The organism is Acinetobacter halotolerans (assembly GCF_004208515.1).
Classification (GTDB): domain Bacteria; phylum Pseudomonadota; class Gammaproteobacteria; order Pseudomonadales; family Moraxellaceae; genus Acinetobacter; species Acinetobacter halotolerans.
Map to the genome: position 1 here is coordinate 216,219 of NZ_SGIM01000001.1, position 18,421 is coordinate 234,639.

Annotated in this window: 21 protein-coding genes and 2 pseudogenes; 15 read left to right on the forward strand and 8 right to left on the reverse strand. The window is 37.8% G+C overall.

Annotated features, from left to right (window positions below; all coding sequences use genetic code 11):
• Nucleotides 1–82 precede the first annotated feature (82 nt).
• Together EXE30_RS01000 and EXE30_RS01005 are read right to left on the reverse strand one after the other, a co-directional pair.
• Nucleotides 83–826, reverse strand: a complete 744-nt coding sequence (locus EXE30_RS01000) for a hypothetical protein (RefSeq protein ID WP_130160815.1) — start codon at nt 824–826, stop codon at nt 83–85.
• Complete coding sequence (locus EXE30_RS01005) at nt 827–1,750, reverse strand: DUF2167 domain-containing protein (protein ID WP_130160816.1); 924 nt, start codon at nt 1,748–1,750, stop codon at nt 827–829.
• A gap of 310 nt (nt 1,751–2,060) precedes the next feature.
• On the opposite strand from EXE30_RS01005, the gene EXE30_RS01010 reads away from it, so the two are divergent.
• The 3 genes from EXE30_RS01010 to EXE30_RS01020 all read left to right on the forward strand — a co-directional run bounded on the left by EXE30_RS01010 (nt 2,061) and on the right by EXE30_RS01020 (nt 3,992).
• Nucleotides 2,061–2,891 (forward strand): AraC family transcriptional regulator, encoded by an 831-nt coding sequence (locus EXE30_RS01010; protein WP_130160817.1) that lies wholly within the window; start codon nt 2,061–2,063, stop codon nt 2,889–2,891.
• Nucleotides 2,892–2,967: 76 nt separating this feature from the next.
• Complete coding sequence (locus EXE30_RS01015) at nt 2,968–3,678, forward strand: AzlC family ABC transporter permease (protein WP_130160818.1); 711 nt, start codon at nt 2,968–2,970, stop codon at nt 3,676–3,678.
• Nucleotides 3,675–3,992: an AzlD domain-containing protein gene (locus tag EXE30_RS01020; protein WP_005193908.1), complete on the forward strand. Its 318-nt coding sequence runs from the start codon at nt 3,675–3,677 to the stop codon at nt 3,990–3,992. Before EXE30_RS01015 ends, EXE30_RS01020 begins: the two co-directional genes overlap by 4 nt.
• A gap of 52 nt (nt 3,993–4,044) precedes the next feature.
• Here the strand turns inward: EXE30_RS01020 and EXE30_RS16155 are convergent.
• The 5 genes and pseudogenes from EXE30_RS16155 to EXE30_RS01045 all read right to left on the reverse strand — a co-directional run.
• Nucleotides 4,045–4,191: pseudogene (locus tag EXE30_RS16155) on the reverse strand (SDR family oxidoreductase); the annotation flags it as partial.
• Between the two features lie 50 nt (nt 4,192–4,241).
• A complete protein-coding gene (locus EXE30_RS01030; protein WP_130160819.1) occupies nt 4,242–4,997 on the reverse strand; it encodes a type 1 glutamine amidotransferase domain-containing protein in 756 nt (251 codons plus the stop codon).
• Between the two features lie 225 nt (nt 4,998–5,222).
• Nucleotides 5,223–5,468 carry a hypothetical protein gene (locus tag EXE30_RS01035; protein WP_130160820.1) on the reverse strand — a complete coding sequence of 82 codons (246 nt, stop codon included), beginning with the start codon at nt 5,466–5,468 and terminating at the stop codon, nt 5,223–5,225.
• A 24-nt stretch (nt 5,469–5,492) separates the two neighbouring features.
• Entirely contained in the window at nt 5,493–5,933 is a 441-nt protein-coding gene (locus EXE30_RS01040) for a hypothetical protein (RefSeq protein ID WP_213072733.1), read from the reverse strand.
• Nucleotides 5,934–6,024: 91 nt separating this feature from the next.
• The gene (locus EXE30_RS01045; RefSeq protein ID WP_130160821.1) at nt 6,025–6,780 is read right to left on the reverse strand and encodes an SDR family oxidoreductase; all 756 of its coding nucleotides are present in this window, start codon (nt 6,778–6,780) and stop codon (nt 6,025–6,027) included.
• Nucleotides 6,781–6,885: 105 nt separating this feature from the next.
• Here EXE30_RS01045 and EXE30_RS01050 point away from each other — a divergent pair, with 105 nt between their 5' ends.
• Both EXE30_RS01050 and EXE30_RS01055 read left to right on the forward strand, forming a co-directional pair.
• Nucleotides 6,886–7,770 carry a LysR family transcriptional regulator gene (locus EXE30_RS01050; protein ID WP_130160822.1) on the forward strand — a complete coding sequence of 295 codons (885 nt, stop codon included), beginning with the start codon at nt 6,886–6,888 and terminating at the stop codon, nt 7,768–7,770.
• A gap of 98 nt (nt 7,771–7,868) precedes the next feature.
• Nucleotides 7,869–8,636 (forward strand): HD domain-containing protein, encoded by a 768-nt coding sequence (locus tag EXE30_RS01055; RefSeq protein ID WP_130160823.1) that lies wholly within the window; start codon nt 7,869–7,871, stop codon nt 8,634–8,636.
• 81 nt (nt 8,637–8,717) lie between these two features.
• Here EXE30_RS01055 and EXE30_RS01060 read toward each other — a convergent pair whose 3' ends face one another.
• The gene (locus tag EXE30_RS01060) at nt 8,718–9,605 is read right to left on the reverse strand and encodes an SDR family NAD(P)-dependent oxidoreductase (RefSeq protein ID WP_130160824.1); all 888 of its coding nucleotides are present in this window, start codon (nt 9,603–9,605) and stop codon (nt 8,718–8,720) included.
• Nucleotides 9,606–10,377: 772 nt separating this feature from the next.
• Here EXE30_RS01060 and ettA point away from each other — a divergent pair.
• The 10 genes and pseudogenes from ettA to EXE30_RS01110 all read left to right on the forward strand — a co-directional run bounded on the left by ettA (nt 10,378) and on the right by EXE30_RS01110 (nt 18,161).
• The gene (ettA, locus tag EXE30_RS01065) at nt 10,378–12,039 is read left to right on the forward strand and encodes an energy-dependent translational throttle protein EttA (RefSeq protein WP_130160825.1); all 1,662 of its coding nucleotides are present in this window, start codon (nt 10,378–10,380) and stop codon (nt 12,037–12,039) included.
• A 169-nt stretch (nt 12,040–12,208) separates the two neighbouring features.
• Nucleotides 12,209–13,312: an acyltransferase family protein gene (locus tag EXE30_RS01070; protein ID WP_130160826.1), complete on the forward strand. Its 1,104-nt coding sequence runs from the start codon at nt 12,209–12,211 to the stop codon at nt 13,310–13,312.
• A 272-nt stretch (nt 13,313–13,584) separates the two neighbouring features.
• Nucleotides 13,585–14,178 (forward strand): hypothetical protein, encoded by a 594-nt coding sequence (locus EXE30_RS01075; protein ID WP_130160827.1) that lies wholly within the window; start codon nt 13,585–13,587, stop codon nt 14,176–14,178.
• Nucleotides 14,179–14,455: 277 nt separating this feature from the next.
• On the forward strand, nt 14,456–14,881 hold the full coding sequence (locus EXE30_RS01080) for a hypothetical protein (RefSeq protein WP_130160828.1): 426 nt from the start codon (nt 14,456–14,458) through the stop codon (nt 14,879–14,881).
• Nucleotides 14,882–15,099: 218 nt separating this feature from the next.
• A complete protein-coding gene (locus EXE30_RS01085; protein WP_130160829.1) occupies nt 15,100–15,459 on the forward strand; it encodes a hypothetical protein in 360 nt (119 codons plus the stop codon).
• Nucleotides 15,459–15,890, forward strand: coding sequence for a hypothetical protein (locus EXE30_RS01090; RefSeq protein WP_130160830.1), 432 nt, complete (start codon nt 15,459–15,461; stop codon nt 15,888–15,890). The genes EXE30_RS01085 and EXE30_RS01090 overlap by 1 nt, the downstream gene beginning before the upstream one ends.
• Nucleotides 15,891–16,082: 192 nt before the next feature.
• Nucleotides 16,083–16,229, forward strand: a pseudogene (locus EXE30_RS16160) (RHS repeat-associated core domain-containing protein); the annotation flags it as partial.
• Nucleotides 16,230–16,289: 60 nt separating this feature from the next.
• A complete protein-coding gene (locus tag EXE30_RS16165) occupies nt 16,290–16,814 on the forward strand; it encodes a GH-E family nuclease (RefSeq protein ID WP_456049267.1) in 525 nt (174 codons plus the stop codon).
• On the forward strand, nt 16,801–17,361 hold the full coding sequence (locus EXE30_RS01105) for a suppressor of fused domain protein (protein ID WP_130160831.1): 561 nt from the start codon (nt 16,801–16,803) through the stop codon (nt 17,359–17,361). The genes EXE30_RS16165 and EXE30_RS01105 overlap by 14 nt, the downstream gene beginning before the upstream one ends.
• 401 nt (nt 17,362–17,762) lie before the next feature.
• Complete coding sequence (locus EXE30_RS01110) at nt 17,763–18,161, forward strand: cation efflux protein, CzcI-like (protein WP_407641617.1); 399 nt, start codon at nt 17,763–17,765, stop codon at nt 18,159–18,161.
• Nucleotides 18,162–18,421: the final 260 nt, after the last annotated feature.

Below are 18,421 nucleotides of genomic sequence, written 5' to 3' on the forward strand. Positions count from 1 at the left end.
GATGATTCTAATTTTTTGAATGTCAATGATGACGATAAGCATAAAGTATTTCAAAGGTCAAATAATGGAAAAAATCCTACTTTTATTTGTGCTCAAGAGGCGCTTTTAACTGGAGCAGTTGCTGCTCTCTTAATTCGAGTTGAGCGATTTTTTTTTCATTTGATGCCATTTTTAATGTTTGGATATCCAGCAGGATGTTATCAAGTAAGATTTGATATTGTTGCGGATCGAGTATTTGAGCGGCGAGCAATATACCATCCGTTTTAGTGTGATAATTTAAACTAATTTTGCGTAATAGATTTAATGCAAAAGGAGGGCATAACAAGGCATCTAATGATAGCTGCATGATTTTAAGCCAAGAAAGCTGGAGTTTTTCCCTCTTTACTATCACAAACAAGATTGAAATGAGATTCAAGCTATAAATAATGACTAAGATGATCGCAAGGGTAAGATAGCCTGCTTTAAATGTAATTAAAAAGGGTAAAACCGCTAAGGTCAGCACGAATAATAAAATATTGACCCATTGCAGCGGTTTTAAGGTTTGACTGATATTTTTGAGATGAATAATATCATGGGGATGAATAGTGGGGTCAGAGTCTTTGATCTTCCATGCACATTTAAAAAGAAGTTGATGGGAAAACCATAGATTGGGAATGAATAAATATTTGTGAAAGATATTCAGTTGTCGTGAAAGCAATTGCGATTTAAAGGTAGATCCCAGCCCTTTTTGAATATTGAACTCATTATAAAAATAGAGATGAGCCGAGTCATAAATATAGAACCCGACTATCCCTATCGTGATCAGTATGTCGAAGGATAACGACATTTATGATTTATTTTTATTAAACAGGGAGCGGAGCCATGCACCTACGGCAATCGCACCCACAGCAATGAATTTCCATGCCGCTGCGAAGAATGCGGCAATCGCAGCCCAGAATCCTTTTTTGGTTGCAACAACTGCAGCACCACCTGCAATTAATGCAGCTAGGCCGTATTCTGCCACTTTATCACCTTCACGGTATTCTGCGTATTTCTCACCAAAATTATAATCAAAGCCCTTTAAGCTAGTTTTAAATGCATTAATATTCTGAGTCAAATGTTCTTCGTCAGATACTAATGTAGCACTGGTTACACCAGTACGACCTAAAATACGAATGGTGTAGTTAATGGCTTCATTATTATCTTCATCACGAATTTTAAGTGCCCACTCTAAACGTTTGGTTTGATTGTCATAATGTGGTGGAACAGCCCAGCCAACAGTATACAGTTTGGGGTAACCTAAACGTGCGCGTTCTTTATTAGATGGTTCATCAGAATCTTTGATTCGTTTTAATAAGGCATCGGCATCGATTTTCTCATCATCTTTGACATAACCTGATGGATCAAAATCAAAGGTTGCCCACCATGAATCATCTGGAGCGACTAAAATATTGGTACTGCCTGTGGTTAAATTTCCCGTGAGTTCTAAGAATTTATCGGCATTTTTTGGATCTAAAAACCCTTCATCTTTGAGGGTATTTAAAGTTGCTACATTAGAAATATTTTCTTTGTTAGGTCCTAAATGCCAATCTAATTTTGCCATCGGATTTTCTGAAGCATTTTGAACTGTAGTATTACTGGTTAAAGTTTCTTCTGTAGATGCTGATGCATACACATAACTCGAGACCGTCGTTGTCCCTAATACAGAAAGACTGAGCGCAATTGCATAGCTTAAAGGGATTAGTTTTTTAGGATGCAAAGGATTTAACATATCATTCTCTCAATTTTTTGCTTTTGGTTTTATTACAATTTATTGAATAAATTATGTGCGGATTTTAAAATATTTTAAATAAAATTTAAATACGTTTAGATAATTATCTTTTTTAATTTCTTTGCATTGGTATATAAAATTGATATCAGTTTTTAATTTATCAGTTCAAATTAGAAAATAAAGGTTTATTAATCAAATTTTATTTAGCTGTCCAGATTCCTCTTTATTTTGAATAAACAGCAATTTTATTCTATAAATCTGATCCCATTGCGTTAACCTGATTTGATGCAAAAATCCAAAGGAGGTCGTGATGTCACGTAGACCTCGTGAACAAGTCGATTACTTACACCTCGAAGAACTCGGTGGTTTAGAAATGCTGAAAGCAAGTTATTATCAGCAGGAGTTTTCACGACATGTGCATGAAGGATTTTGTATCGGTGTGATCGAAGAGGGGGCACAGCGTTTTTATCGCACAGGCGGTAATCATGTCGCACCACAAGGCGATATTATTTTGGTCAATGCCGATGAAGTACATACAGGTTCTTCGGCAGTGGAGACGGGTTGGCGCTATCGGGCAATTTATCCTACACCAGAAGTGTTTAATGAGCTGACACGCGATTTGACCACTGTTCATGGTACTGCACCGTGGTTTAGACAAGCTGTATTGCATGATGAAGGTTTGGCACAACAATTCCGTTTGCTATTCGACTTATTCGAGCAACCTAGCAATACCTTACTGAAGCAAACCTTATTTCTCTCTACTATCGCTTGGCTAGTGTCGAAGTATAGTCAAACCAAGCCTCAATCTGCTGAATTGAGCAATGCTAAACAGCGTATTCTGAATATTAAAGAACTGATGGCATCGATGCCTGAACAGGAGTTTTCTTTGACGGCATTGGCTGAAATGGCCAATCTAAGCCAGTGGCATTTTCTACGTCAGTTTAAAAAACATGTGGGCTTGTCGCCGCATGCATGGTTGGTGCAGGCACGTTTGCAAAAATCACAAAAATTATTAAGACAAGGATTAAGCTTATCTGAGATTTCGCAGCAGTGTGGCTTTTCAGATCAGAGCCATTTTAGTCGTCACTTTCGTCAAACTTTTGGGATTACGCCAGGTGGCTATATTGCCTATCTCAAATAAAACAGCAATTTTATGCAATCTTGATTGATTGATTTTTGGCATAGTCAACAGTCTCTTATAAACGATTGTAATACTGATGTTGACTGAGACCATCGATGACACCTCAATGTCTGTGCCTCGGGCATTTTTAAATGGGGCAGTCAAAATACTACCGCTATGTTTTGCTGTATTGCCTTGGGGCATCTTGGCAGGCTCAATGGCGATTCAAGCTGGGTTAACGACCATGCAAGCCATTGCAATGTCAGCATTGGTTTTTGCTGGCGCTGCTCAATTGATGACTTTAGGCTTGGTCATGGCGGGGACACCTGCACTCACCATCATCATTTCGGTATTTTTGATTACCACGCAGCATTATTTATATGCGCTGTATTTACGTGAAGATATTTCCAAGCAACCGTTAAAACATCGGTTAATGTTAGGTTTTTTACTCACAGATGAGTTGTTTGCGGTCAGTATTAAAAAACAACAGCACTATATTTACTATCTTCTCGGGGCGGGCAGTTGCTTTTATCTATGCTGGGTATTGTTTAGTGTGTGTGGCGTGCTGCTTGCATCCTCTGTGCCGAATTTAGATCAATACCATCTCGATTTTTCGATTGTCGCGACCTTTATCGCTATCGTGATTCCATTTATTAAAAATTTAAATACTTTGGTGGGTGTGTTGGTCTCAGTGGCTTTAACCGTGGTGTTTCTAAGTTTAGGTTTTAAAAGTGCAGCCATTATGGCAGGGGTGATTGGCATGTTCGCAGCGACGTGCCTGCAAAATCTGCGGGAGCGTACAGCATGACTTGGTTTGTTCTGATTATTTTGGCATTGGTGGTCTTTATGAATCGCTATATTTTGCTCGAACCGAATATTCCGCTACGTTTACCGAAATGGTTCCAACAGTCATTGCAGTATTCAGCACCATGTTTATTGACTGCGATTGCCACACCGATTGTATTTATGGATGAGCAGGGTGCATTTCGTGAGACTTTATTGAATCCTTATTTTATTGCCACCCTTCTAACCATTGCGATAGCGTATAAGGTTCGCCATACCTTACTGACGATTGTTCTCAGTTTGGCTTGTTTTTATGCTTTGGTATTTTGGTTCAATTAAAAAAGCTTGGGCACATGTGAATCATGCCCCAAGCCCTTCTCATGAACATGAATTATCGCGTGGTATAACCTCCATTGGCGAAAATGGTTTGTCCAGTTATCCACCAACCATCAGTGACTAAGAAACAAATCAAAGGTTCAATAATCAAAATGGCTTTTACACCGAGTTCTTGTACGGCTTTTAAGCTTGCTTTTTTATGAGGGCGTTTGTTTTATGAAGACATTACCGAAGTTGCTCAACTCACTAGGGTTATTCTTCCAAAGTTTGAATCACCAATTGCGATGCTAGAAAACTGCTGTGTTGTTGTTGTGCGGTAATCAATCTGCCGTCTTTTATAGCAAATGGTTGGAGCGGGTCAGCCACCTCAAACGTGGTATTCGGATTCTTATGAGCCTCAGTTTCGATGGTATAATCATTCACCACTTTGCCAAACATTTCGTTCACGATATCTTCTTCACTATTGGCAAATCCTGTCCAAGTTTTACCGTTTGCCAACAATGTACCATTCTTGAGTTTTGTCCATAATAATAAAGAAGTACCGTGACAAATTAAACAAACGACTTTGCCTTGCTCATAAAAATCGGCAATAAATTGATGCAAATCGGTATCGTCTTTAAACGTAACCAATGGCGCACCGCCACCAGCAACGACTACTGCATCATAATCTGCAACATTTGTATCTTTGATGGATTTGGTATTTTTCAACAATTCTCCATAAATTTTATGATGTCTGAAACCTATGCTAATCAGGTCGTTTGGGTATCCGCTGTGTGAATTTTCTGGATCACTATGTCCATCAAAAATCACTTCACCACCTTTGGGAGAACATAGGTCTACATCGTATCCAACTTGTAGGAAATCGAAAAATGGACGGGTCATTTCTTCTGCAAAAAAACCGACTTGTAAACCGTGTAAATCAGCTGAATTGGAAACCAAACACAATATTTTCTTTTTCGGATGCAACGCTGGAGCAGATTTTTTTATGATTTGATCGGAATTGCTCATATTTTTTTAGTCTCCTAAATTGATTTTAAAATGTAATATTGAAAATAAAAGTTGAATAATCGTTTGTGATCAAGATATTTTGATTTGATTATTCCCTTTTTTGTTCATGTATTGTGCCTAAAGTTACATGGTAGACGGGATGACAAGTAAACGATTATGAGTCATCACTAAGTCATGACCAGTTCGTTGTGGCTAAACATAATTTAGTCGCTAGATAGCTGTAAATTAGGTTCTAAAATAAAAATATAACCAATAAGCAGTGACAGGCAACACAAATAGGATTAAATGGATCGGCGTTTCTTGGGCAAGGGTATAACCATGAGACAAGCCTATACGCAAATTCCAAAGAACTAATCCTAACCAACCGATACTAAAAATAATACCTGCCAATATAAGATGTTTTTTTGGTATAAGGCTTAGGAGGGTCAATGCAGTTAATAAACCTATTGTGACGATAATTAGAGTACGCATGATTGTTATATCCAATGTATGTTGTCATTTTAATGAGGTAATACGCATTTCACGTATTTTTTTTCCATCTACAATGAAAATAAAGCGTGATTTTCCGGTATAGAAATGACTGCGCCAGTTTGCATTTAAAGTGACCTGATTACCCTTAGTCTCTGCTTTGATCACAGTAAGTTGACCATGAGCACCTATAAATTCTTTATCGCTCCATGCTTTGATTTTTTGATGGCCCTGAAATACTCGCCCCCAATCATTCACAATAGCGTCTGAAGTGAATAGATTTAACCACGTCGATTCTTTATTATCATTAATCGCTTTGATTTGTTGTGCTACAGGCAGTGGTAATTGATTCGTCATTAAAATTTCTTTTGCTTGAGCCTGTGGCATCAATGGTGTCATTGTAAAAATAGCCAGTAAAGCGAAGATAGAAATATATTTAAGTTTAATCAGTATTTGGAAAATTCTCATCGTTATTCACCAATACAAAAATAGACGTATGTTTAAGTGATTTGAGTTCTATTCAATATGTTGATAGAACTCAAAAACGAAAGAATATTGATTAACGTGTGGTATAGCCCCCATTTGCGAAAATGGTTTGTCCTGTAATCCACCAGCCATCTGTCACCAAGAAGCGAACTAAAGGCTCGATGTCCTCAATCTTGGTGAGTCCGCCAAGTGCTGATGCCGATTTATGATAGGCCACCGCCTCAGGCGCTTCTTGGCCATAGAAAAAAGGTGTATCCATCGGGCCAGGAGCGACAGCAGTCACCGAGATACCACGCTCACCAAACTCTTTCGATGCAGCACGGGTATAGTGTTCCACAGGGGCTTTTAATCCTTCATAAGTAGAATAAAGACCTGTGTAGGCTGCCAATAAACTGGTCACAATGCTACAGATTTTGCCGTTTGGATTGAGATGGCGGCCTGCTGATTGAATAAAGAAATAAGCAATTTTATTATTGATGTCATTCATCCCATCAAACTCTTGTTCGGTGGTGTCCAAATAGGGTTTTTTCAACACACGACCGACGGTATTAATGGCAATATCAACACCGCCAAATTCAGCTTTGGCTTGGGTAAATAAGGATTCGATGTTTTGAATATCGGATAGATCAGCTTGAATTAAAATGGCTTTAGCACCGAGCTCTTGTACGGTTTTTAAGGTGTCTTCGGCATCGGCTTGTGTCGCTGTACTATTATAATGGATCACTAAATTTGCCCCTTGCTCGGCAAACTTACGTGAGATCAAACCACCTAAATTCTTTGCACCGCCTGCAATCAGTACTGTTTTATCTTTTAAATCATGTTGTGACATTATTTCATCCAGCTTTTGTTTTGTGTGAAAATTATCCTAAAACAATTTTTTTGTTTGAAATAGTTGTTAGTATTGAACTGATTGTGCAATAAAGTTGAATAATAAATGGATAAGATCGAGCGTCTAAAAATATTTTGTTTGGTGGCAGACAAGCAGTCTTTCGCACAAGCGGCACTGCAATTGGGGCTGCCGCGGTCCAATGTCACTTATGCGATTCAATCACTTGAAAAAGAATATGAAGTGCGGTTGTTTTACCGTACGACACGTAAGGTTGCTTTAACGCATGAGGGTAGTCTGTTTTATGAGGAAGCCGTGCGGTTGGTGGCCCAGTTAAAGGAATTGAATCGTTTTAAAACTCATGTTCGCAGCCAAGAAGGCAAGATCAGTATTGGTATGCCGAAGCGGTTGGCAACACAGCTTTTGATTCCGAATTTACTCGCGTTTTATCAGCGTTATCCAAAGGTAAAAGTGTTGATCAATGGCAGTGATGATTTTTCTAATTTGATCGAACAACAACTTGATTGTGTGGTGCGAGTTGGGCAAGTTCAGGATGAATATTTACTGATTCGACCCATTACCCAGACCAAGATCTGGACATTGGCATCACCGCAGTATTTAGCTGAGTTCGGTGAACCCAAAAGTTTCGATGAGTTACAGCAGCATTTCGCCGTGGATTATCATGTGGCAAAAAATTATCGAGAAATGAGTGAGCTTGCATTTCGCGATCATCGTATCGATATACCGTATCGCTTACTGATCGAAAACACCGAAGCTTATATTCATGCAGGTTTGGCAGGTATTGGCATGATTCAAATTCCTGAGTTCGATGCTGTACCTTATGTTCAACAAGGAAAATTGCAACGCCTATTTGTCGATATTCCCAGTCTAGAATTACCGGTCAATATTTTGCTGACAGATCGACAATACCGTCCAAAGTATTTTCAGGACTTCATCGATTGGTTGGATGATTTACTCAAAAAACGGCTTTAAGCTGTGGTTTTTTGCCAAGAACGATTGCTTTGACATTCAGCAATATTTGCAGTAAAACTTAAATTAGAGTAATTGCTCTAATTTATATGGGGATAATAATGAAGATTGGTCGACAAGCATGGATGATACAAACTTCAGGCGATTTATCTTTGAAAGATCGTATGGCTCTATTGAGTCATAGCCTATTGCCTGCACTCAAACAAAGTATAAAAATGTACGCTTTCGCATCTCAATCCAAGCGGAATGTACAGCATGATTTGAGTCTCGATGATCTGTATTTACCTGATAGCGCTGATGTAAAGCAGGCATTGCAGAAGATGCAATCTTGTAGTTCTGAAGCCTTGCAAAATCATTGTTTGAGAACTTGGTGTTATGCAGTTGCATTTGCCAAGATGCAAAATTTAAAGCGCGATGATGAGCTATTGGCGGTGTCATGTTTATTGCATGATTTGGGGATGACGGAACAGCATTATCAGCACCATGAAAACTGTCGATGCTTTGCAGGACAGGGGGCTTATGCTGCTAAAGACTGGTCAATCGAGCAGGGATGGCATGCCCCTCGTGCGGATCAATTGTTTGACGTGATCAGTATGCACATGAATCCTTATGTGGCGCTGGAGGATGGCATCGAAGCACATTTACTGCAACAAGCTGCCAGTTGTGATGTGATCGGCAGTCGTGGCTTTGAATTTTCTCCACAGTTTAGACTGCAGTTACAGCAGCAATATCCACGCTTGGACTTTAATCATAAGATGATTGAATTTAGTCAGTTAGAAGCAATCAATCGTCCAAAGTCTCGTACTGCGATGGTGGTACAGAGTGGTTTTAAGCAGCTTATAAATTTGAATCCTTATCTGGTTAAGTAATTTCATCCTTTATTCCTTTCAATAAAAAAGCAGCGCATATTTCTATGCACTGCTTTTTTATTTTGCAGGGAGTTGCTTAAATTACCAATGTTCACCTGGGAACAAACGCGCGTAAGCACGCTGCATGATGTTTAACTTTTCTTGCTGACCCACTGAAGCAGTAGAGCTTGGGAATAAGTTAAAGCCAATCGACATTAAAATATTATTAATGTCTGGTGCAACTGCATAGGTGATCGATGCTAAGCGACCTAAGTTAGTTGCGATTTTTTTCGGACGTTTTACGATTGCGTAAGCAATTAAATCTGCGGCTTCTTCAGGAGAAAGCGTCGGTACATATTTATAAATTTTAGTGGGTGCAATCATCGGTGTACGCACTAATGGCATATAAATAGAGGTAATCGCAATTTTATGCGAATGAACTTCAGCAGAGAGACAACGACTAAATGCATCAAGTGCAGCTTTAGAAGCAACATACGCTGAGAAACGGGTTGCATTGGCCAATACGCCAATTGAACTGATGTTAATGATTTGACCATCTTTACGTTGCATCATATGCGGTAAGATATTCAAAACTAAGCGTACAGCACCAAAGTAGTTAAGCTGCATAGTACGTTCAAAATCATGAAAACGATCAACTGATTCGTGAACTGCACGACGGATTGAACGTCCTGCGTTGTTGACTAAAATGTCAATGTGATCAACAGCAGCCAAAATCTCTTTTGAAACCGCATCAATTGATTCCATATCGTTGAGATCACATGGGAAAACAGACGCTTTACCACCTTCTGCTTCGATCTCAGCTTTTACTTCATCTAATTTCTCTTTCGTACGCGCTAGCAATAAGACATGTGCACCTGCTTGAGCAAGATATTTTGAAACCGTTAAACCAATGCCACTTGATGCTCCAGTGACAATGATTGTTTTCCCGTCGACTTTTTGTTGAAAAAGTTTTTTGAGTTTTGCGTTCATGTAAGTTTCCTACATTAATCAAGCTGTTGTTTACAATGTCCTTGTGTTGCGATTAAACACTGCACTTTATTTTGTACTAATATTAACCGATTTTTTTTGTTTGTCTAGTGTAAATGTTTGAAATATAATAATATTTTTAGAGTAAAAGCTCTAAAACAAATGATTGTAATAGTTGAAAATGCAATAATATTTTTCTTCAAAAGCATAAAAAACAGCCTCTAAACTGAGACAATATATTTTATTTGTTCTAAAGCTCAGCGAGGATCTGTTCTAGTTCTGTCATCAGGTGTCTCTATGCTCAATCCCAATAGACAAGCGGACTCAGTCTTCATTCCCAACAACGAATTTGAGTTTTCTACGTTGAGTTGACAACGAGCCATAGTGGTGAGATGACATGTCCAGATTTTTCATTACCAATGTTTGCAAGATGAGTAAATGGCTGTAATGCATCAATAAAGCGAGTTCTGTTCGCCAAACTCTTTTGTATTCTAAAGCAAAAGAGGGTGGAAGGTTTATCTTTCACATATTTTTGCGTATAAATCATGCAGTAAATGCAGTGTGAAAAGGCTGCTAGGTCTGATTAATTTTTTGTATATTTTCATTCAGCATAGCGAGGGGAGATGCTTCGAAGTTTTATAAAAAGAAAATTGTTTGATAAATCCAAACGATGGAAATCATAACTTCAAGTTAATCTGCTTTTCAGCGTATAATACGCCCGATTATTTTTTTCGCTTTTTTGCGATTTATTGGTTTTTCAATTGAGGAGTCCTGCGTGGCCCAATATATTTATACGATGAATCGAGTGTCGAAGATGGTTCCGCCTAAGCGCGAAATCCTAAAAGACATCTCTTTATCATTTTTCCCAGGCGCAAAAATTGGTGTGCTTGGTTTGAACGGTGCAGGTAAATCGACCCTACTCCGTATTATGGCTGGCGTAGATAAAGATTTCTCAGGTGAAGCGCGTGCACAACCAGGAATCAAAATCGGTTATTTAGAACAAGAGCCACCATTAGACCCAAGCAAAGATGTTCGTGGAAACGTTGAAGATGGTGTACGTGAAGCACTGGATGCTTTAGAACGTCTCGATCAAGTTTTTGCTGAATATGCTGATCCTGATGCAGATTTTGATGCACTTGCAAAAGAGCAAGAAAAATTAGAATCCATCATTCATGCTTGGGATGCACACAACCTCAATAATCAGCTTGAAATTGCGGCAGGTGCTTTGAACCTACCAGCTTGGGATGCAGATGTATCTCTACTTTCAGGTGGTGAGCGTCGTCGTGTGGCACTTTGTCGTTTATTGCTGTCTAAGCCTGATATGTTACTTCTAGATGAACCGACGAACCATTTGGATGCTGAATCAGTATCTTGGTTAGAACGTTTCTTGAAAGATTTCCCAGGTACGATCGTGGCGATTACGCATGACCGTTATTTCTTGGATAACGTGGCTGAGTGGATTCTTGAACTTGACCGTGGCATGGGTATTCCATATCAAGGTAACTATACCTCTTGGCTTGAGCAGAAAAATGCACGTTTAGAGCAAGAGAATAAACAAGAAGAATCTTTTGCTAAGGCATTGAAGAAAGAACTTGAATGGGTTCGCTCAAATGCCAAAGGTCAGCAAAAGAAAAACAAAGCGCGTATGGAACGTTTTGAAGAGTTGAACTCTAAAGAATTCCAACAGCGTAATGAAACTTCTGAAATCTATATTCCACCTGGCCCACGCCTAGGAAATAAAGTTGTAGAAGTTGAAGGCATCAGTAAATCATTTGATGGTCGCCTACTTTATAAAGACTTAACATTTACAATACCGCCAACTGCGATTGTGGGTATTGTTGGTCCTAACGGTGCGGGTAAAACCACATTATTCCGTATGATGACAGGTGAACAGCAACCTGATACTGGTACGGTAACGTTGGGCGAGTCTGTTAAAGTGGCGTATGTTGGTCAGATTCGCGATACTTTAGATAACAATAAAACCGTTTGGGAAGAAGTTTCTGGCGGTTTAGATATCTTGAAAATCGGTGATTATGAAATCGCATCGCGTGCTTATATCGGCCGCTTTAACTTCAAAGGTCAAGATCAGCAAAAACGTGTTGGTGAGCTGTCAGGTGGTGAGCGTAATCGTTTACAACTGGCAAAAATCTTACAGTTAGGTGCAAACGTAATCTTACTGGATGAGCCATCAAACGACTTGGATATCGAAACTTTACGTGCGCTTGAGGATGCAATTCTTGTATTCCCAGGTACTGTGATGGTGGTATCGCATGACCGTTGGTTCTTAGACCGTATTGCAACGCATATCTTGTCTTTTGAAAATGAACAGCCAGAATTCTACACAGGTAACTATGCAGAATATGAAGCATATCGCCAGTCACGTTTAGGTGATGAGGCAACGGCAAAACGTTCGAAGTATAAAAAAATTACGGGTTAATACCTGATATAAAAAAACCAGCCTGAGGGCTGGTTTTTTTAGTCCGGGGTTTAGATTACACCGTTATTAAAGCTATCTATGTTAGGTGGGTTAGCAGCCTATATGTCTATTTGAAAAAATAATATTAATCACCTATTCTACTGCCCATTCTTTATAAAAAATTCGATATATGCGAAATTATAAAATTGATATTCTCCGTGGAATTTCAATACTTCTTGTTTTAATTCATCATTTTAATATTCCTTATAAATTACACGATACTTTTTTGGGTATACAAGTTTTTGGCGAAAGTCTGAGTACATTCATTGCTAGAAATGGAAATTATGGTGTAACGATGTTTTTTGTGATTTCTGGATTTTTAATCACAAGGCAGACTCTATATAGGAATAAAACGCTTGATCAAATTCATCTCAAGGATTTTTACATACGCCGTATCGCTCGAATTGTTCCTTGTTTAGTTTTATTGGTGCTGACTGTCTCATTGCTTGGGCATATAGGACTTCAACCCTTTATGAACCAAGCGCCCAATAATATTGAGGTATCTTATGGGTTAACGGTTCTCTCTGCTTTTACCTTTTGGATGAATATCCTGATTATTGAGTACGGTTGGGTCAATTATGCATTGGGTGTGTTGTGGTCTCTTTCCGTTGAAGAGGTCTTCTATGTTGCTTTTCCTCTACTGTGTTTTTTATTCGGGAGAGGTAAAGGATTTATTTTATTTTTAATTGCAATAATTTGCTATGCACCCTATTTTCGTTCGCTCCATTTCGGCGAAGAAAGTGGGGCATATCTCTATCATTATTTTTCTAGCTTTGATGGTATCGCGATCGGTTGTTTAACCGCACTAATCGCTCACAGACTTCAAGGAAAATTACGCTCTTCAAACTTGGTCATTGCAACTACGTCTGTATTGATGACGGTTTTGTATTTTTATGCGCCCATTAAAGAAGTCAGCACTTGGGGGATGAGTTTATTTGCAGTGTTATCCGCAATTTTAATTCTCAATTTTACGCAAAACCCGGACACTAAAGTTCAATTCATACCTTCCAAAATTCTGGTATGGATTGGTCAACGCAGTTATGAGATGTACTTATTTCATTTAATTGTTTTAGGGCTTTTTAAAGTTATTTATTTGCCTAAAGAGACTTTGCCTTTAGAAAAGGTGATGTTGTTACCTATTTATTTTACCATTGTCTTTATTTTAAGTTGGGCGATTGAGAAATATTATTCAACCCCATTAAATCTAAAAATTAGACGTCGTTGGATAAACTGACAAAGCAAGATGTAGTTGATGGCACAGGTGCCAAACATTCTGATTATGAAAAAGATTATGGGTTAAGTCCTAGTCACAAAATCAGCCTGAAGGAATGGTCTTTTCTCAAATCAGCATATTTATACCATTTTGTATCTGCTAACTAGAAGTCTTAAAAATTAAAAAGGTGAAATTGATTGATTACACTAAGTTTGAGCTTATATTTTTTCTTTCAAATGATTAGAATCGGTTCTCTATTGATTACATGGTAAATATTTTTTTAAGGCATATATATGAAAAAAATTAAACTTTCTTTTGCTGTTGTTGGTATGGTGGCTGCGACTCAACTTACAGGATGTCTATCTGTTAAAGCTTATGTCGATCCTGCTTATAAAAACACTAGTTATTCAGATATAAAAAGACCTAGTCAGCCTATTCCAGTCGTTTTAACAGCTGAGTTTCAAAGAAATGGTGTGGTAATTCCAAAAGCAGCTAAAGAATTACAATCTTTAGCTGAACGTAGTTTAAGAGCAACAGGTGTATTTTCACCTGTATCACAGTCTAATGCAGAGAATCAGGCTAAATTGCATTTAACAGCAAATAATGCAGCTGATTTAGGGGAGGCTGCTGGAAAGGGTGCATTAACAGGTCTGACCTTTGGTGCAGTAGGTAGCGCTATTACTGATAAATATGATTTCAAATTTAAATATATTGATGCACAAGGCAAACAGATTGATCAACGTTACCCACATATGATTTTATCCACTGTTGGCAATAAAAAAGCTCCAGTTGAAAATGTACAACCAATGGCTATTAATGAGGCATTTAATAAAGTTGTAGATGATGTGGTGATTCGCTTTACTTATGACTTACAAAAGCAGCAATAAGTATTGAGGTTGGATAATAAGGCTTTTTCGGAAGCCTTATTGAGAAATAACAATATTTTTTTAAAATTTTACTAGAGCATTCATTAACTAAGTTTTATAAATTTAAAGTAACTTCATAATTTAATAAAATGATAACTTTATTGAAACAACCTCATTCGATAATGTAATTTTATTACATGCACATTGCTTGTTATAGTAAGGCAAATTTTGAGCAGTTGGTGAAACGTGCGACAGCCCAATGAACAAATTTTATGTATATATGAATTAGAACAAAAATATGAATGAATTAGGTTTAAGTATTAAGCTCGTTCAAGAAGAGGCTTCGATAGAGTTAAGCTATATTCCCTTTGAAAATTCAGCCTTCATATGGCCTACGGATAAATCTGATTTAAAGTTATTCGTTGATCAAGGTGGCTTAGTTGTACCATCTGAGTTGGAAAAATCTATTTATTCTTCAGGGGATTATCTAATATTTACAGATGTTTCTGGAATAGCTGATGATGGCGGTTGGGATTATGTCAAGGTTATTCATATGAATAACCTAGTTCACTGGGAAGTTTGGTTTAATAATGACTTGGTTGAGTTGACTTTTGATTTATCTACGTTTCAAAAAGAGCTTACTGAAATTATGAATCAATTAAAAGTATTGCCACCAAATATTATCGTACAGCCTAGCCAGATTATATTTCCAGAGGAACGGTAAATAAAAACCACTGCTTCACGGCGACACGGTCTTAATTTATTTATTACATACTACGCAGCCTTCGATCGTATGTCAGGAGTAGATGCTTTACAACGAGCTCAACAATTTTTAAAATTTGATATGTTCACTCAATCAAGAAATTTGACTCAAGGTGAGATCGCTATGTCGCATGGTGTATTGGAGACAAAATTAATTATGATTTGCCAAGAATTATTAGTGTGTCATGGACTAAGGATAATAGAGCTCTAGCACCTTTTGGCAATATAATCCTCCCACAAAGCCAATATAGAAATTATTTTTCTACATCTAGTAGTGTGAGTGCGTCATTGCAAGATATATTTATTCATGAAATGACCCATGTTATGCAATATCAACAAGGTATTGATGTTCTTAAGACGGAGTTATCTTTACAGTGGGATTACACTGTGAATAAAATTAATGTTTACGATTTTCAATATGTTACTAATAAGCCATTTTCTTCATATAATATTGAACAGCAAGGTGATTTTGCTGTAGGAGTATTTAGAGGTAGATTGCCTAACATTATAAAAAACCGAGGAGCTGGAGGTAGCTGGTAATGCGTTATTTGTATAGCTTACTATTCATACCTGTTTTAGTGGCATGCTCTGATACAGTTGATTTGTTTGTTTCGGGAAATGGTAATACAGGAATTGTATTTGAGCTATCTAAAAGTGATGCCAAAAAGCTTGATAGTGGTTTTACATTTTATGTAATGGATAATAGTGCTGTTCCTGCTGGCACCTTAAAAGAAACAGCATGGGAGATTAAGATAAGCAGGGAAATAAGTTGGTTTAATTTTAAAAATGATTACACCTATAAATGGACTTATGGAGTTAAACCAAGCGAATTTAACGAGACTGTAAAACCTAAGCAACTACAGGAAAATACTCAATATTATTATTCGATTGATGGTGGCAGAAGTTACCATGGTTCAGGTTGTTTTTATTTAAATGAAAACAAAATGGTTATGGATAATAAGAGCTGTTGAATCAGGTAGTGTTCCGAACGCTGGTCTTACGGTAGCTATAGCCATTACTACGCTATATGTTTGTCTCGTTCCACCATTGTACAGTGGAATGCCAAACTGGTTAATCTTTAATATTCTGTAAAACCCTAACCAATTATTCATTCGTGAGTAATTGGTTTTTATTTTCATCCCAAAACACACCGCGTCTTAGGTACAAACCAGTTCTACAACCATAATCGTTTTTATAACCCTGAGTCAGGTCGTTATATGGAGCCTGATCCGATTGGGTTAGAAGGTGGTTTGAATCCGTATGTGTATGCAGGAAGTAATCCTGTGATGCATATTGATCCTAGTGGGTTGTCATTTATGCCGAATTACGGATGGGGGATGATGGATGATAGTGCTCTACGTAATACGCAAATGCATAATACGATTAATAATACGTGGTTGATACAGCAACAGTTTTCATTTGAGAGAACTTCATCAAATTTTCTTAATAATTTAAACTCGCAGACTGCTAGTAATTATTCTTCTACGAGTGATTTATTAGCGATGTCCTTTGTTATTAGGGGGGCGGCAAGTAAAGTTTTAAAGAGTGAAGTAGATGATGTGGCAAAGGCTGTGGGCAAAAAAGATGCTGCTGAAAATGTCACAAAAAGGCCTTCAAGTTTCCGTAAACAAACTGTTCATGATTCATGGAATAATGCTGCTGATGGAAGTAAGGTCGGAACAAAAGCTTGTCCAACCTGTGATAAAGATGTTGATGTTGCACCAGGTCAAGGCCGCCGAGATTGGGATGTAGATCATCAGCCAAAGTGGAAGGATCGTGATCTAAGAGATATGAATAGAAGCAAGTGCTTGATGAGTATAATAGAAATGTTAGATTGCGATGCCCAAGTTGCAATCGCTCTGATAATTAAGGAGTTAAGTTGTGACAATAATTGAGCATACCGAGAAATTTCTTGGCAAAATTTCACGTGGCTGGAGAGATCAACGGTCATCGGATGGGCTTCAGATAGTATGTTTTGAAAACAGTCCATATGATGAGGTGAACACTTTCTTAACTATAGGTTTAAGTAGCCATGAACTGAGAATATCTGATGCAAAGAGCATTCGACATGAGTTGATTCTGCCTATATCTGGTTTGGGCATATCTGAAGAAATCGTTTCACTTATGTTTTTTATGAGTGAGTATATTCTTAATAGTCATCAAGCACTTCTTCGAGGTCAAGTTGTTGAGCTTCCATTAAATGTAGCTAAGAAGATAGGTTTTGAAGCTTTATATTGTGCTATTCCAGTATTCTTGGATGATGACTTTGCAACCTTTAATGAGATGGCATCACCAGTTGTAATAGTTTGGTTGATTCCAATTTACAGTAGTGAATCGAAGTATATAGCTGCGAATGGTTGGAATAGATTTGAAGATTTATTGGAGCAGGAAAGCCCGGATTTATTCTCGTTAAGGAGGGAACATATTAAATTGAATGGTTAGCCATTTGCATTTTGTGCTGTAATTCTAGGCTGAGAATTGCTCAGCCTTTACATTTATATTAGCCATCGTTATTGCAATACTCAACTTGGCAGATACATGGAGCCTGATCCTGAGCAAGTTTAAAGCATTGGTTTAAACGAAGCGCAAGACGTGAGGAGTATTGCTCCGTAAGAGTGGAGTTAGGAGATGGTTAAATCTTTATGCTAATGTGCATAGTATCGTGTATGGCATGAGCATAGTCATGCGGTGATGTCTACATTCTCGTCATACAAATTGTTATAAGATTCGTGAGTTGCATTTTAGTTTCTGATTAATTGTAGGCTAATGATTTTTTCTAATGTAATTTTATTACATACACATTGCTTGTTATAGTAAGGCAAATTTTGACCAGTTGGTGAAACGTGCGACGTTACGCTGTATTTATGACACTCTTGCTAAGTTTGTTCATATTCCAAAGTATTTGGAATGTGGCAGCGGCTTATTGCAGTCATGAAACTACAAGCAAAGCAACGATAGCCGTTACTCATTTCGGTCATCATCTTTTAGAAAACTCAAAAGATCAGGTAAGTTCTTTCACCGTTGCTGAAGTTAATACTGATTTATCAAAACCGCTAAACCTGCAAGATCATCATGATCATTTGCCAACATGTTTCCATCTTGTTGTTATCTCGACGCAGCAACAGCTCAATGAACCAATTTTACGTATACATGAATTAGAACAAAAATATCACTGGTCAAATGATTACCAGTCCCCTTATTTGTCTGGATTAAACCGACCTCCTGTACTCATCCCGCTTTAGGTGGGGTAGCCAAAAAGCCCACCAGAAATAGATCTATTTCAAAGGGTTCTTCCATGCTTGATGATGCACATTAAAAATGTAAAGCACTCTTGTTAATAGAGGTCTTAATATCGCATTCGAATATTTATTCTGATGTCATGTTGATCGTTACATTTGCATCAAAGTTTTGTAAATCATGATTGAGTAAAAGTCTTTTGATCAAGACCTGCTGATTATGAGTAGACCCTAAGCGAATAATTTTTATTCATTTTATTTGGGTG

What these genes read in the sequence shown, in the direction of transcription:
- EXE30_RS01000 (WP_130160815.1), bottom strand. Translation starts at nt 826, where the DNA reads ATGTCGTTATCCTTCGACATACTGATCACGATAGGGATAGTCGGGTTC.
- EXE30_RS01040 (WP_213072733.1), bottom strand. Translation starts at nt 5,933, where the DNA reads ATGAGAATTTTCCAAATACTGATTAAACTTAAATATATTTCTATCTTC.
- EXE30_RS01005 (WP_130160816.1), bottom strand. Translation starts at nt 1,750, where the DNA reads ATGTTAAATCCTTTGCATCCTAAAAAACTAATCCCTTTAAGCTATGCA.
- EXE30_RS01080 (WP_130160828.1), top strand. Translation starts at nt 14,456, where the DNA reads ATGAATGAATTAGGTTTAAGTATTAAGCTCGTTCAAGAAGAGGCTTCG.
- EXE30_RS01060 (WP_130160824.1), bottom strand. Translation starts at nt 9,605, where the DNA reads ATGAACGCAAAACTCAAAAAACTTTTTCAACAAAAAGTCGACGGGAAA.
- EXE30_RS01050 (WP_130160822.1), top strand. Translation starts at nt 6,886, where the DNA reads ATGGATAAGATCGAGCGTCTAAAAATATTTTGTTTGGTGGCAGACAAG.
- EXE30_RS01015 (WP_130160818.1), top strand. Translation starts at nt 2,968, where the DNA reads ATGTTGACTGAGACCATCGATGACACCTCAATGTCTGTGCCTCGGGCA.
- EXE30_RS01055 (WP_130160823.1), top strand. Translation starts at nt 7,869, where the DNA reads ATGAAGATTGGTCGACAAGCATGGATGATACAAACTTCAGGCGATTTA.
- EXE30_RS01090 (WP_130160830.1), top strand. Translation starts at nt 15,459, where the DNA reads ATGCGTTATTTGTATAGCTTACTATTCATACCTGTTTTAGTGGCATGC.
- EXE30_RS01020 (WP_005193908.1), top strand. Translation starts at nt 3,675, where the DNA reads ATGACTTGGTTTGTTCTGATTATTTTGGCATTGGTGGTCTTTATGAAT.
- EXE30_RS16165 (WP_456049267.1), top strand. Translation starts at nt 16,290, where the DNA reads ATGCATAATACGATTAATAATACGTGGTTGATACAGCAACAGTTTTCA.
- EXE30_RS01030 (WP_130160819.1), bottom strand. Translation starts at nt 4,997, where the DNA reads ATGAGCAATTCCGATCAAATCATAAAAAAATCTGCTCCAGCGTTGCAT.
- EXE30_RS01010 (WP_130160817.1), top strand. Translation starts at nt 2,061, where the DNA reads ATGTCACGTAGACCTCGTGAACAAGTCGATTACTTACACCTCGAAGAA.
- EXE30_RS01045 (WP_130160821.1), bottom strand. Translation starts at nt 6,780, where the DNA reads ATGTCACAACATGATTTAAAAGATAAAACAGTACTGATTGCAGGCGGT.
- EXE30_RS01035 (WP_130160820.1), bottom strand. Translation starts at nt 5,468, where the DNA reads ATGCGTACTCTAATTATCGTCACAATAGGTTTATTAACTGCATTGACC.
- EXE30_RS01070 (WP_130160826.1), top strand. Translation starts at nt 12,209, where the DNA reads ATGCGAAATTATAAAATTGATATTCTCCGTGGAATTTCAATACTTCTT.
- EXE30_RS01075 (WP_130160827.1), top strand. Translation starts at nt 13,585, where the DNA reads ATGAAAAAAATTAAACTTTCTTTTGCTGTTGTTGGTATGGTGGCTGCG.